This window comes from Bacillus sp. FSL L8-0654 (assembly GCF_038629965.1).
In the GTDB taxonomy this organism is placed as follows: Bacteria; Bacillota; Bacilli; order Bacillales; family Bacillaceae; genus Bacillus; species Bacillus safensis.
Genome location: NZ_CP152026.1, coordinates 2806520 through 2820305, shown reverse-complemented (window position 1 = coordinate 2820305; position 13786 = coordinate 2806520). Strand labels below are relative to the sequence as shown.

At 40.2% G+C, this 13786-nt stretch carries 12 protein-coding genes; 8 read left to right on the top strand and 4 right to left on the bottom strand.

The window, feature by feature from the left end; genetic code table 11:
- Positions 1-54 precede the first annotated feature (54 nt).
- The 4 genes from MHH65_RS14640 (at position 55) to MHH65_RS14625 (ending at position 7165) form a co-directional block, all read left to right on the top strand.
- Complete coding sequence (locus MHH65_RS14640; RefSeq protein ID WP_041115843.1) at positions 55-2046, top strand: methyl-accepting chemotaxis protein; 1992 nt, start codon at positions 55-57, stop codon at positions 2044-2046.
- Between the two features lie 173 nt (positions 2047-2219).
- Positions 2220-4196, top strand: a complete 1977-nt coding sequence (locus MHH65_RS14635; RefSeq protein ID WP_268412746.1) for a methyl-accepting chemotaxis protein — start codon at positions 2220-2222, stop codon at positions 4194-4196.
- Between the two features lie 365 nt (positions 4197-4561).
- Positions 4562-6550, top strand: coding sequence for a methyl-accepting chemotaxis protein (locus tag MHH65_RS14630; RefSeq protein ID WP_046313385.1), 1989 nt, complete (start codon positions 4562-4564; stop codon positions 6548-6550).
- A 90-nt stretch (positions 6551-6640) separates the two neighbouring features.
- A complete protein-coding gene (locus MHH65_RS14625; protein ID WP_073979098.1) occupies positions 6641-7165 on the top strand; it encodes a type 1 glutamine amidotransferase domain-containing protein in 525 nt (174 codons plus the stop codon).
- Between the two features lie 72 nt (positions 7166-7237).
- Here the strand turns inward: MHH65_RS14625 and MHH65_RS14620 are convergent, their stop codons facing one another.
- Positions 7238-8230, bottom strand: a complete 993-nt coding sequence (locus MHH65_RS14620) for a Gfo/Idh/MocA family oxidoreductase (RefSeq protein WP_268412750.1) — start codon at positions 8228-8230, stop codon at positions 7238-7240.
- Positions 8231-8427: 197 nt separating this feature from the next.
- Here MHH65_RS14620 and MHH65_RS14615 point away from each other — a divergent pair, with 197 nt between their 5' ends.
- The 4 genes from MHH65_RS14615 (at position 8428) to MHH65_RS14600 (ending at position 11634) form a co-directional block, all read left to right on the top strand.
- The gene (locus MHH65_RS14615) at positions 8428-8820 is read left to right on the top strand and encodes a DoxX family protein (RefSeq protein ID WP_034282508.1); all 393 of its coding nucleotides are present in this window, start codon (positions 8428-8430) and stop codon (positions 8818-8820) included.
- A gap of 66 nt (positions 8821-8886) precedes the next feature.
- Positions 8887-10029: an AI-2E family transporter gene (locus MHH65_RS14610; RefSeq protein ID WP_024423275.1), complete on the top strand. Its 1143-nt coding sequence runs from the start codon at positions 8887-8889 to the stop codon at positions 10027-10029.
- Positions 10030-10156: 127 nt separating this feature from the next.
- Positions 10157-10990: an undecaprenyl-diphosphate phosphatase gene (locus MHH65_RS14605; protein ID WP_025094210.1), complete on the top strand. Its 834-nt coding sequence runs from the start codon at positions 10157-10159 to the stop codon at positions 10988-10990.
- A 170-nt stretch (positions 10991-11160) separates the two neighbouring features.
- Complete coding sequence (locus MHH65_RS14600; protein ID WP_024423274.1) at positions 11161-11634, top strand: hypothetical protein; 474 nt, start codon at positions 11161-11163, stop codon at positions 11632-11634.
- A 35-nt stretch (positions 11635-11669) separates the two neighbouring features.
- On the opposite strand, the gene bioB is transcribed toward MHH65_RS14600, so the two are convergent.
- The 3 genes from bioB to MHH65_RS14585 all read right to left on the bottom strand — a co-directional run bounded on the left by bioB (position 11670) and on the right by MHH65_RS14585 (position 13764).
- Complete coding sequence (bioB, locus tag MHH65_RS14595; protein WP_098677624.1) at positions 11670-12665, bottom strand: biotin synthase BioB; 996 nt, start codon at positions 12663-12665, stop codon at positions 11670-11672.
- Between the two features lie 151 nt (positions 12666-12816).
- Complete coding sequence (locus MHH65_RS14590; protein ID WP_024425911.1) at positions 12817-13167, bottom strand: hypothetical protein; 351 nt, start codon at positions 13165-13167, stop codon at positions 12817-12819.
- A 219-nt stretch (positions 13168-13386) separates the two neighbouring features.
- Positions 13387-13764: a helix-turn-helix transcriptional regulator gene (locus MHH65_RS14585; RefSeq protein ID WP_070325952.1), complete on the bottom strand. Its 378-nt coding sequence runs from the start codon at positions 13762-13764 to the stop codon at positions 13387-13389.
- Positions 13765-13786: the final 22 nt, after the last annotated feature.

Genomic DNA, 13786 nt, shown 5'->3' with positions numbered 1-13786 from the left:
AAATACACCTTTCATCCGATAATAACTTTAGAGAAGTAAAGGGGGAAAGTTAAAATGGGAAAAATGATCCAATGGTTCAAAAAACCATCCATTTCAAAGAAATTAATCATTGCCTTTTTGGTAGTCCTTATTCTGCCAACTGTGGCACTGACAATTAGTGCGTTTTTTACATCAAAGACAGAGCTAGACAAACAGATTATGGGCAGTGCGATGAGTCAGGTTAATGCATTTGATACCTTAATCAATGAGAATATTGGCAACAAATCAGATGCTGTGACACTGTTTTCAGACTCGCTCAAAGCGTCTAATCTTCAAGAAAAAAATAGAAATGCGACCATTAAAGAATTACAGCAATTTGGAAAAATTAATGAAAAAGATGTATCCGCAATCTATGCAGGCTCTGAAAAGGGATTGTTTATGCAATATCCAGTTCAAAAGATGCCAGATGGCTACGATCCAAGAGAACGTCCATGGTATCAAGAGGCATTGAAAGCAGAAAACGGCAAACAAGTCATCACAAAACCATATGTAGCAGCATCCACAGGCAAAATGGTTATCACAATTGCCCAAAAAATGAAAGATGGTTCAGGTGTCATTGGTCTTGATATGGAAATTGACAGCCTGCTCCAAAAACTAAAAGAAATCAAAATTGGGCAAAAAGGCTATGCTTTCATCATGGAGAAAGATAAAACAGTTTTAGCAGATCCAACCCAAAAGCCAGGAAGTCAAGTCAATGAAAATCTAGCCAGTATTATTTTTAAAAATAAAGAAGGAAGCGGCAGCTATACCCTCAAAGGAACAGATAAAAAGGTTGCATATGTCACCAATGAATTAACTGGCTGGAAAATTGGTGGAACGATGCTCGTATCTGAAGTAGAAGAAGCGGCAAAGCCCGTTTTCAATACAGCCATTATCGTATTCAGTGTCACACTCATTGTTGCAGGAACCCTCATTTTCTTTATCGTCCGCTCTATTTCAAAAAGATTATCCAATCTTGCCCGCTTCTCGAAAAAAGTCAGCGAAGGTGATTTACGCGATAAGCTTCAGATCCAGTCAGATGACGAAATTGGACAAGTTGGTAAAGGCTTTAATACGATGATTGACTCATTGCGATCTCTCATTGGAGCCGTTCAAACTTCAGTCGAGAATGTCGCATCTTCATCAGAAGAACTGACTGCCAGCGCAGGACAAACAAGTAAAGCAACAGAGCATATTACACTAGCCATTGAACAATTCTCCAGCGGAAATGAAAGCCAAAATGATAAAGTCGAATTGAGCTCAGAAGAGTTAGAGGAAATGAACCGCGGTCTTCAGAATATGAATGAATCGGCTGAATCCATTACTGCTTCATCGATCAAATCAACAGATATCGCAGGGGAAGGCGGCCAGCTTGTTGAAAAAACCGCTTCTCAAATGAATGTCATTGATCAGTCCGTGAAAAAAGCAGAAAATGTCATCAGTGCACTTGAAAGTAAATCGAAAGACATTACCCAAATTCTGGGTGTCATCAATGGAATTGCCGATCAAACGAATTTACTTGCGCTAAATGCAGCGATTGAGGCAGCAAGAGCTGGTGAATCTGGCAGAGGCTTCTCCGTTGTAGCAGAAGAAGTAAGAAAACTGGCGGTTCAATCTGCCAACTCGGCAAAAGAAATTGAGAATTTGATTAAAGAAATCGTGCAAGACATCGACGTATCACAGGAAGTATTCACTGCGGTGAATCGAGAAGTTCAATCAGGCCTAAGCTTCACTGAACAAACGAAAGTAAGCTTCCACAATATTTTCGAAATGACAAAAGAAATTTCTGACCAGCTTCAAACAATGAATCAAACCGTTGTTCAGCTTTCAAAAGGCTCGGCACATGTGTCAGAGGCTGTTCGTGAGATCGCAGACGTATCACGTGAAAGCTCGGCAAATATTCAAGACATTGCTGCTTCAGCAGAAGAACAGCTGGCATCAATGGAAGAAATCAGCTCGTCCTCTGCCACACTCTCTTCTATGGCAGAAGAATTACGCGATTTAATTAGCAAATTTAAGGTTGAATAGACAGGAAGAAAAGAGCCTCCAGATAGAGGCTCTTTTTCATTGAGTAAATCAAAAGAAATGGGTAATTATACTTATTTTTTGGATTTTTTGAACATTATTCCTTGAAAAATAATTCATATTACCTAAGAATAGAAGAGGAAGACCACAAATCATAAATCAAAAGGAGTAGAGTCATGAAAAAAATCAACTTTTTTAAGCACTTTACGATGTCGAAGAAATTAATTACTGCATTCTTAGCGATTCTCCTAGTGCCAATTCTCGTATTGGCTGCATTTTCTTATGAAGTGGCATCAAAGTCTCTTAATGATGAGATTATGTCTAGTGCTGCAAATGGTGTTCAACAATTAAACGAACTCATTAATAAAGATATACAGCCTAAAATTGACATGGTTTCATACTTATCTAAATCGATCAAAAAGGGTGAATTGACTGCTAAAAACAAAGATTTACTCAAAGTGAAATTAGAGCAATTATCGGAAACAGATGACGATGTAGTAGAAGTATTTGTTGCAGATCAAAATGGTAAACTAACTGAATATTCGGAGATTCACAAAGGTAATGCAAAGAGCGCAAAAAATGAAACTTGGTTTCAGAAATCGATGGAAGAGAAGAAACTCATCATTTCAGATCCTTTTGCCGATAAGTCATCAGATGACCTGCTCATCACAATATCAGAACAGCTAGCAGATGGATCTGGTGTGATCGGGGTGAATGTACGCTTAAATACGGTTGTAAAAGATACAAACAGCATCAAAATTGGCCAAGAAGGCTATGCGTTTATCGCCACATCAGATCAGCGTTATGTGGCCCATAAAACCGATAAGGCGGGGACAAAGCTGACTGGTGACTTCATCTCAAAACTATATGATAAAAAAGAAGGCAGCTTTGAATATGAATACAATGGCCAGCCGAAGCAAATGTTTTTTGCCACAAATGAAGCAACCGGCTGGAAGCTAGCTGGAACGATGTATGTGAATGAAGTAAAAGAAGCCGCACAGCCAGTGCTCGACTTAACAATGATTATCCTTGCGGCTGCGATTGCCATTGGCGGAATCGCGATTTATTTTATTATTAAATCGATTCGAAAGCCACTGATAGAGCTCTCTGAATCGGCTGAGAAAATCAGTCAAGGTGATTTGACCCAGCATATTGAAGTTCGTACGCACGATGAAATTGGTAAGCTAGCGCAGAGCTTTAACGACATGTCAGCAAAGCTGAAGCAAGTCATTCAAGCTGTCCAAAATTCCATTGAAAATGTGGCTGCTTCGTCTGAAGAGTTAACGGCAAGTGCAGGACAGACAGCTCAAGCGACTGAGCATATCACATCATCTATTGAACAGTTCTCAAACAGCACTGAACATCAAAATGATATGATCGAAAAAAGCTCAGTCCAGTTAAACGAAATGGATCGGAGCTTATCGCATATGGTCGACACAACCTCTCATATGATGGAATCGTCGATCGAATCGAGCAGAACCGCTCAGGCTGGAGGAGAACTCGTTCAAAAAACAGCAGGTCAAATGCAAACCATAGAGCAGGCAGTAAAAGAAGCAGAGCTTGTCATTGCAGGCTTGGAGCAGAAATCAAAGGATATTACAAACATTCTTGGGGTCATCAACGGTATTGCGGATCAAACGAATCTCCTTGCTTTAAACGCTGCGATCGAAGCCGCACGAGCAGGTGAAGCAGGCAGAGGTTTCTCTGTTGTCGCAGAAGAAGTCCGCAAATTGGCAGAGCAGTCAGGAAGCTCTTCAAAAGAAATTGAAAGCCTGACGAACGAAATTGTGGAGGAAATAGAAAAATCGCAGAAAATGTTTAAACAAGTAGCAGGTGAAGTACAATCTGGATTAAACATTACAGATGAAACGAAAGTGAGTTTTGAGAAAATCACTGATAAAACATCAGAAATGACAGAACAAATGAAACAAATGAACAGATCAGCCGAAGAGCTATCGCATGGCTCAAATGATATTTCTCATGCGGTGAATCAAATCAAAGAGCTCTCAAGAGAAAGCTCAGCAGGCTTCCAAGATATCGCGGCATCAGCAGAAGAACAGCTTGCATCTATGGAAGAGATCAGCTCATCCTCTGCCACTTTATCTCAGATGGCAGAAGAACTAAGGGAGCTTATTAAACAATTTAAAATGTAAGAGAGTAGCGAAACACCTGACGGCAAAACGTCAGGTGTTTCAGCGTGTAGACAAACCTTCAAATTTGGTGTCAGGTCTGCGCGCCGGTGCTCACGAATCTTTTATTCGCTCTGGTACTCGTTCTTCCTAGACTGCAAAGGTTTTCTATCACACTGAAAAAGAAGACAAAGGGCTAAAATCAAGAACATTTTAGCCCTTTGTCAACAATCTTAAGCACCTGACGCCAAAACGTCAGGTGTTTTTCCATTCGATGCATATAAATTGGGTAATTTGGACTTATTTAGACTTTAATAAGTTAAAAAAGTAAAGAACCTAGTAGTACTTCCGATATATATACTATCTTACTAAAAGGAGTTTTCTTTTTTATGAAATTCATACAGTATTTCAGAAAGCCATCTATTTCAAAAAAGCTCGTATTCTCTTTCTTATTTATTCTTTTATGTCCAATCATTGTATTGGCATTCTCTTCATACCATACGGCAAGCACCTCTTTAAATGATCAAATTATGCAAAGTGCAAAGGAAAACGTAGAGCAGCTAGATAAAAATATTACGAAGGTTGTCAAAGTGAAAACAGACGCAGCCGATTTCTTTAGCAAATGGATCACGGAGAAAAAGCTCAAGCAAAAAGGAACGACCGATATTCAAGGACGCTTTGAGCAGTTCATGAGTATGAATGATGACACAGAAGGCATTTTTGTCGCTTCAAGTGACGGCAAAGTGTTTTCAAGATATCCTAATCAAAAAATGCCTGCAGGTTATGTCGCAACTGAGCGGGATTGGTACAAAGACGGCTGGGCGAAAAACGGTGAGCTGTCTGTTTCAGCCCCATATGCAACGGCTTCAACCGGTACACTTGTGGTAACCATTTCTAAAAAACTAGAGGATGGATCAGGCGTCATCGCGATGAACCTAGACATTGCGAATCTAGTTAAAGAGTCCAATAGCATTAACATTGGGAAACAAGGCTATGCCTTTATTGGAAGTCCAGACCGTACATATGTGGCACATCCAACGAAAAAAGCAGGAACAAAATTATCTGGTGAATGGTTAGAAAAAATGTATTCACAAGATAACGGATCTATGAGCTATATGTTTGAAGGAAAAGAAAAGCAAATGGAGTTCACCACAAACAAGGCGACTGGCTGGAAAATTGTCGGGACGATGTTTGTCAGTGAAGTAGAAGAAGCTGCACAGCCAGTCTTTAACATGGCCGCCATCATTTTAGCCGGCGCGCTTATCATTGGCGGGATTCTGATCTTCTTTATCATCCGTTCCATTACAAAACCACTTTCCACTCTTGTCTCTTCTTCGAAGAAGATCAGTCAGGGAGATTTAACAGAAAAAATTGATGTCCGCTCAAAAGATGAAATTGGACAGCTTGGCACAAGCTTTAATGAAATGAGTGAGTCCCTAAGAGATGTCATTCAAGCAGTACAAACATCTGTTGAGAATGTTGCTTCATCATCTGAAGAACTGACGGCAAGCGCAGGTCAAACAACTAAAGCAACCGAACATATCACATCATCTATTGAAACATTCTCAAACGGCAACGAAAATCAAAGCGAAATGGTGGAACAAAGCGCGGTTCATTTAAAACAAATGAATGAAGGACTGAACGAAGTTGCCGAAACGTCTGATGTCATCACAGCGTCATCTGTTCAATCAAAAACAGTCGCAGAAACAGGCGGACAGCTTGTGGAGCAGACTGTTGGCCAAATGAAGACGATTGACCATTCAGTGAAAGAAGCTGAAGGCGTGATCAACGGGCTAGAGCATAAATCAAAAGATATCACAAACATCCTCGGCGTGATTAACGGCATTGCGGATCAAACGAATTTACTTGCACTAAATGCTGCCATAGAAGCAGCACGTGCAGGTGAATCAGGCAGAGGCTTCTCTGTTGTTGCGGAAGAAGTGCGTAAACTAGCGGTTCAATCATCGGATTCAGCAAAAGAGATTGAAAAGCTTGTGAATGAAATCGTTACTGAAATCGAAACATCTCAAAATATGTTCAAAGCAGTGAATGAAGAAGTGAAAAATGGTCTTACTATTACAGATCAAACGAAAGAAAGCTTCTCACAAATAAATGAGCAAACAGCGGAAATCGCAGCAAGAATGAATGAAATGAATACAACGGTGCGCGAGCTGTCGAAAGGATCTGAGCAAATTTCTAAAGCAGTAAATGAAATTGCAGATGTATCAAGAGAGAGTTCAGCAAGCATCCAAGATATCGCAGCATCTGCTGAAGAGCAGCTTGCTTCTATGGAAGAGATTAGTTCTTCATCCACAACTCTTTCCCAAATGGCGGAAGAATTACGTGATTTAATTAAAAAATTCAAGATCAGCGAATAAGGTCAAGTGGTTCTCCTCAAGGGGAACCGCTTTTCTTTTTAACAGGACATCTCGTACAATAGAGGAAATCGAAAGAAGAGGAGAGATAGTATGCGTTTATCAGATAAGAAGGTCATTGCGTTTGTCAGCGATGATTTTGAAGATTTAGAGCTATGGTATCCGGTTCTGCGTTTAAGAGAAGAAGGGGCGACTGTCCATCTTGTAGGTGAAAAAGCAAATCATGAGTACATCGGGAAGTATGGTGTGCCGGCGGTATCTGATGCAGATTTTTATTCCATTCAAGCTGATGATTATGATGCTGTGCTAGTCCCTGGCGGATGGGCGCCTGATAAACTGCGCCGTTATCCAGAAGTATTAGACATCGTCCGTACATTTGATGCGAAGTCAAAACCAATCGGTCAGATTTGTCATGCCGGCTGGGTGCTGATATCAGCAGGAATCCTGAAAGGCAGACAAGTGACAAGTACACCAGGTATTAAAGACGATATGACAAATGCTGGTGCGGATTGGTTCGATGAGGCAGTCGTCACAGATGGCCACCTCATCTCCAGCAGACGCCCGCCGGACCTTCCGCCGTATGTGAAAGCATTTGCGGATGTGTTAGCGGCAAAATAAATGACTGACACGAAACATAAAAAACAAAGGGCGAACAAATCAATCATTCGCCCTTTGTTCACATTTCATGCCCTATACATTTTGTCTGTCGGCAGGATACATCACGCCCATTTGTCTTCTCGCTTCGTCCATGACGGACATGGTTTGAACAGATAGGGCAAATGTATTAACGGGAGACTGCCCCATTCCCTGCTGAATACACTCAATAAAATGATTGATTTCATAAGACATAGCTGGCTGATCATCTTTGAGAGAGATGTCAGTTTGATGTCCGTCACGGTCGTGTATCGTGATTCGTGAAGGACGGTGGAATTGATCAATCACCATGGTGGCATCCTCGCCTTGAATTTCAGCCGATAAATGAGACGTTGAAATTTTAGAATGAAAAAGAAGTGCTTGATGCCCGTCATACTGTAAAAGGACTGAACCGTTCCCATCCACACCAGAAGAAAGCTTATAGCCTCTTGCGGTGATTTGATTCGGCAAACCAAATAAGTATATGACTGGGTAAACGAGGTACACCCCGATATCCATTAAAGAACCGTTGGATAGCTCAGGCTTAAAGGCATTTGGAAGCTCGCCGCTTCGATAGGCATCGTATCTTGAAGAATATTTACAGTAATGCGCGACCACTTGCCTGATAGGTCCAAGCTGATCAAGATGCTGTTTGATTTGAAGGAAATTAGGCAGAAATGTCGTTTTCATCGCTTCCATCAAACACACTTGATGTTTTTTCGCTGCGGCAATCATTTCTTCCACTTCTTTTCGATGAGAGGCGAATGGTTTTTCGCATAAAACATGCTTTTGATGCCCCATCATCAACATGGCTTGCTCTTTATGAAGGGCATTTGGACTCGCAATATACACGGCATCAAACGTATCACTTTCCGCCATTTGTTGTAAGTTCGTAAAAAACGTATCAATCCCATATTTTTCGGCAAAGGCCTGTCCTTTTTCAGCGGACCGTGAATAGACGGCTGTACATGTAAAATCAGCTAGTTCTTCACCAGCTTGTAAGAACCGATCTGTAATCCAGTTCGTTCCGATGACAGCAAATCGAATCATGTGATTCCCTCCTTCTGCTTTTCTCTGATTATACATGCTTTGAAAGCGTTTGTATGAAAGAATATTCTTTTTATTGCAAAGCGGATGAAACCTTTATATAGGCTGATGCGTCTTACATAAAGGATATAAATGTACGAAAAGTGGGTAGTTTCTTCCTTCTTCGGGTAATACTCAGGATAGAAGGGAGAGGAGGAAACATGAAGCGCGTCCTGCATATAGGAAGTACATACATCTTTGCGCTTTTATTCATAGCGGCTGGTATTTTTCATGTGATAGAGCCGAGCGGCTTTGCCCGCATGATGCCAGGCTGGCCATTTCCATATGTAATGGTCTATGCGACTGCATGTCTTGAATGGCTGCTGGCCGTGCTGCTGCTTTTGCCAAATGTCAGGATTGCAGCGGCAAAATCCATTGCTGTTTATCTTGTACTCATTTTCCCTGCAAACTTATTTGCTGCTCGTGAGGGAATACCATTTCCAGGTCAAGAAAATACAGAACAAGCCTTGCTATGGATAAGGCTTATTGGACAGCCGATTCTCATTGTATGGGCAATGTCCATTGCAAAATGGGAAAAAAAGCTCAAACAATGACGACCATAATCATGATCAAGTAGTGTACAATTTACTCATAAAATAGCCCGTGTTTGGAGGAACAATATGAATTCTATGCAAATGTGGAGCAGTCGATTTAGAAAATTTTTTCTTGATAACAAGTTTGTTCTCTTTTTACTCGTCCTGTTATTAATTGGATTGAATATCCTTGTTTTCATGAAAACATCATTTATTTTCACACCGCTCATTGTACTCGTCAAAACCATTGCCTTACCGATTATTTTAACGGGAGTCGTGTATTATTTATTAAATCCAATTGTTAACTTGTTAGAGAAAGCAAGAATCAAGCGGATCTATTCCATTTTGCTTTTATATATTGTCATTATTGGGATTATTACAGTGACCATCGTGTCCATTATTCCTTTTTTACAAGCTCAAACCATGAGTCTATTTCATAATCTTCCGAAATACGTCGATACGGTAGAAGATCAAATTAGACAATTAACAGGAAGTAACTTTATTAATCAAGTGCAAAACTCGATGAACTTTAACGTGTCTGAATTGGTAAGTAAAGCATCCAGTCAAGCGACGAAGATTTTGGAAAGCACCTTTACCGGTGTAGGAACATTCTTAGGGGCACTCACAGAAGTCATCATCTCGATCGTGACTGTGCCGTTTATTCTGTTTTATCTATTAAAAGACGGCAAAAAGCTGCCTGACTATCTATTGAAATTTTTCCCAAGTAAAATGAGGGAACATACACATATCATGCTTCACGAAATGAACCACCGTCTAAGCTCGTATATTCGCGGACAGATCATTGTCAGCTTCTGTATCGGTGTTCTTCTGTTAATCGGTTATATGATTATTGGACTTGACTATGCGCTGCTGCTCGCTATCATTGCAGCATGTACAAGCATAGTGCCTTACCTTGGTCCAACAATTGCGATTACACCAGCGATTGTGATTGCACTTGTGACGTCACCAGTAATGCTGCTAAAACTCATTATAGTCTGGACAGTGGTTCAGCTCGTTGAAGGGAAATTCATTTCTCCTCAGGTGATGGGGAAAAACCTTCATATTCATCCCATTACGATTATTTTTGTTATATTAACAGCTGGTAAATTGTTCAACGTGGTCGGCATCATTGTCGCTATTCCGACGTATGCCGTTCTGAAGGTCATCACGACTCACTTATTTGATTGGTTCAAAATGCGGTCTAATTTGTATAAAGAAGAAAAGGTTTGATGTCATAATCTTTTTTTGAAAAAAATATAGTATCATAAAGACGAGCTTTCGATGAAGGAAGCTTGTCTTTATGTGGACATAGATGTTTGGCGTGTTCAAAAGATCAGAATTGAAAGGAAAGAAAATCATGAATCTATGGGATTTATTCGTGGCACTGGTTTTAGGAATTGTCGAAGGATTAACAGAGTACGCACCTGTTTCATCTACAGGTCACATGATCATTGTCGATGATCTTTGGTTAAAATCAAAGGAAATTATTACGCCAGAAGCGGCCAACACATTTAAAGTCGTGATTCAGTTAGGCTCAATTTTAGCTGTCATGATCGTGTTTAAAGATCGTATTTTAAACTTATTGGGCTTAAAGAAAAATATCACCGAAGAGCAAAAGCGCAGCGGGCATAAACTGACCATCGCCCAAATTGCAGTTGGACTTGTTCCAGCCGTCATTTTAGGATTTCTATTTGAAGATTATATTGATAAATACTTATTTGACGTCAGAACAGTCGCTGTCGGTTTGATTTTAGGGGCAGTTCTGATGCTTGTCGCTGACTGGATCAATAAACGGAAAACAGAAACAAGCTCTGTCGATAACATGACTTACAGACAGGCGCTTTATATTGGACTGTTTCAATGTTTAGCATTATGGCCAGGATTTTCGCGCTCAGGTTCGACGATCGCAGGCGGGGTTATTCTTGGTTTGAATCACCGTGCTGCGGCAGACTTTACATTTATCATGGCGATGCCGATTATGGCAGGAGCAAGCTTGTTAACCCTTGTGAAAAATGCCGAATATTTAACACCGGATATGCTGCCATTCTTTATCGTCGGCTTTGTGAGTGCGTTTGTTGTGGCTCTCTTTGTTGTTCGATTCTTCCTAAAACTGATCAATAAAATCAAACTGGTGCCTTTTGCGATATACCGAATTATCCTAGGTGTGATTTTATTTATCCTGTTCATGTAATACTGTAAACTACTCTTTTATAAGAGTAGTTTTTTTGTTATTCCGCCTAATTAAACAGTAAAAATACCCTCTTAATTGGTAGAATAAGAATTTTTTTCATAAATTAGTGTTTAAGAGACAGATGAAGGGGTAGTACATAAACATACCAATTAAAGGAGGAGTTAGAAATAATGAGAAAAACAAGCAAAATGTTTGTTGGTTCTGTCATCGCTACGTCAATGATTGCTGCCCCTCTATCTCTTACGACTTTTGGTCAAACGGCTGAAGCTGCTACAACAACAGGTGTTGATGGAAGTGTCTCAATTGATCCAGTAGCCATTGCCGATAAAATTGAACAAGCAGTAAAATCATCTCAAAATCGTGATGGATTCGTAAAAAATGCGGCATACAGTGCGTTCTATGAAGCAGGTCAAAACTACAACGTAGTTGTCCAAAACTTAAGCCAAGACCACGACTTTAGCGGTCTGAACAATGTTGTCTACTATGATAGTGTTGAATATGACGGTATTACGTTTGGTATTTGGGTATTTGAAGATGGTACGTTTGTCAACAATGGTGACGGTGGATATATTAACTGGACGTTTGTTGGCAGCTTTGACCGAGAAGATGGAAGCGGAACTGTCGATTTTCATAAAAGATTCTAATCTTAAAAGTCTGCCGGTGAATCGGCAGACTTTTTTTATAACGCACATTCTTCTATTTCAAACCCTAAATCCTCAATGATGTGATGATCCGTTTGGACTTGCTGGCCTTTTGTTGTTAAATAATCACCAACAAAAATGGAATTTGCGGCATACAGTGCGAGCGGCTGGAGTGTCCGTAAATTAAACTCTCTGCCTCCGGATACCCGAATTTCCTTTGTCGGGTTGACAAATCTCATCATTGCCAGCACTTTCAATGCTTTGATCGGGTGTGTTCGTTTTTGATGCTCAAGCGGTGTTCCTTCGATGGCATGAAGAAAGTTGACTGGAATTGAATCCGCATCAAGTGCTCTGAGCGCAAAAGCCATTTCAACAATTTGCTGATTGGTTTCACCCATTCCAATAATGACCCCTGAGCAAGGTGACATGCCAGATTGTTTGACCTGCTCAATGGTCGACACGCGGTCATCGTATGTATGAGTTGTCGTAATGTGAGCATGGTGATCATGATGTGTATTGATATTGTGATTATACCGATGAACACCCGCTTCCTTCAGCCGCTTCGCTTTTTCTTCATTTAATAACCCAAGACAGGCACACACTTTCAAAGGCATCGTTTCAGTGATTTCCTTGACTGCTGCTGTGACTTCATCTAATTCCCTATGAGAAGGCGCTCTCCCGCTTGCCACAATACAATAAGTCCCGGCTTTTCTTTTGAGAGCCTCACGCGCACCAGCTACAATGGTCTTTTGATTCAGCATTGTATATCTTTCAACTGGTGCTTTTGAAATCATCGACTGTGAACAATATCCACAGTTCTCAGGGCAATATCCACTTTTTGCGTTAAAAATCATATTTAATTTCACCTTTTTTTGAAAAAAATGAAATCGCACTTGATAGGCTGCATGCATAATAGGTAACAATTCTCTATCGTCAGCTTCAAGAATGTCTAGACCCTCTTGCACCGTGATCGGTTCATTTTTCATCGCCTTCTCCGCTATTGCTTCCCAAGACAAAGACAGCTGCTCTCTCATCATTAATGCCTCCTTAATATGTTAACTTATTTTTATTAAAAGTTAACATATTGTACGGATGTTGGCAATCATGATTCAGATGAAACCAACACTAAACACCAAAAGGCGATGACTTCATGTCATCGCCTTTAGATATGTAAAGCTAGATTGCTTATCGAACAGTAATATAGTTAATCACAAGCTCGCCTAGTGAATTATAGTAGGAAACTGTCACAGAACCGCGTTGTACAGCGCGAATCCAAGTAAAGTTTGGAGCTGTTTGATCTAATTGAATCGCATACGTTGCACCCGACACAGAAATTTGGCTTGCTGGAAGAGAGACGGCGATTGAAGAACCTACAGAAAGCGTACGGTTCACCGTAATTACTTTATTCATAATAGGAGCTTTTGCTATGACTGGTTCTTTTGGCTGTGCAGCTGCATGAGCACCTTCAGTTTGAGAGAATGTAAGAGCACCTACAGCAGCTAAAGACAATGTACAGATTTTCATGAATTTTTTCATCGGTAACACTCCTTTTTTTGGTATATACATATATTAATAATAATAGAATTATTTGTCAATTAAAATATATGAAAAAAAGAGTAATCATGGCGAAAATTGTCACATATTATGTTGGAAAAGACATGATTTTTTATTCATATGCTATTTCTTTTTTAAGGGAAAAAGAGGTATAAAAAAAAGCTGGGTTCGTCCCAGCGTAAAGCAGATGAAAAGAGATGATCAATGTTCGTCTCGCTTTTTTGGCTGACGACCTTTTTGCTTCTCTTTCTCTCTAATGTAGTTAATAAAATCGATGGTTTGTCTTCGTGCTTCTTCGGAAAAATCTGATGCTGCTTTAAACGCAATTTGCAAATCAGGATCGTCTGCAAGATCGTCATCGGGCCTGCCTTTGTCCTTACCTGTGAGAAGATAATCGGTTGAGACCCCATATAACTCGGCAATTTTCACAATCATTTCACCGTCGGGTTTTCTCAAGCCGTATTCCCAGTTTGCATAAGTGGACATCGCCTTTAATCCGAGTTTTTTAGCAACTGTTGACTTGCTCCATCCATGCTTCTCTCTTAATTCAGTTAGAATCTTCCCAGTCAAATTATCCATCAGAAACACCTTTTTTCATGTT

Coding starts and splice junctions, on each gene's coding strand:
- MHH65_RS14625 (WP_073979098.1), top strand. CDS start 6,641: ATGCGTTTATCAGATAAGAAGGTCATTGCGTTTGTCAGCGATGATTTT.
- MHH65_RS14590 (WP_024425911.1), bottom strand. CDS start 13,167: ATGAAAAAATTCATGAAAATCTGTACATTGTCTTTAGCTGCTGTAGGT.
- MHH65_RS14640 (WP_041115843.1), top strand. CDS start 55: ATGGGAAAAATGATCCAATGGTTCAAAAAACCATCCATTTCAAAGAAA.
- MHH65_RS14630 (WP_046313385.1), top strand. CDS start 4,562: ATGAAATTCATACAGTATTTCAGAAAGCCATCTATTTCAAAAAAGCTC.
- MHH65_RS14600 (WP_024423274.1), top strand. CDS start 11,161: ATGAGAAAAACAAGCAAAATGTTTGTTGGTTCTGTCATCGCTACGTCA.
- MHH65_RS14620 (WP_268412750.1), bottom strand. CDS start 8,230: ATGATTCGATTTGCTGTCATCGGAACGAACTGGATTACAGATCGGTTC.
- MHH65_RS14615 (WP_034282508.1), top strand. CDS start 8,428: ATGAAGCGCGTCCTGCATATAGGAAGTACATACATCTTTGCGCTTTTA.
- MHH65_RS14605 (WP_025094210.1), top strand. CDS start 10,157: ATGAATCTATGGGATTTATTCGTGGCACTGGTTTTAGGAATTGTCGAA.
- MHH65_RS14610 (WP_024423275.1), top strand. CDS start 8,887: ATGAATTCTATGCAAATGTGGAGCAGTCGATTTAGAAAATTTTTTCTT.
- bioB (WP_098677624.1), bottom strand. CDS start 12,665: ATGAGAGAGCAGCTGTCTTTGTCTTGGGAAGCAATAGCGGAGAAGGCG.
- MHH65_RS14635 (WP_268412746.1), top strand. CDS start 2,220: ATGAAAAAAATCAACTTTTTTAAGCACTTTACGATGTCGAAGAAATTA.
- MHH65_RS14585 (WP_070325952.1), bottom strand. CDS start 13,764: ATGGATAATTTGACTGGGAAGATTCTAACTGAATTAAGAGAGAAGCAT.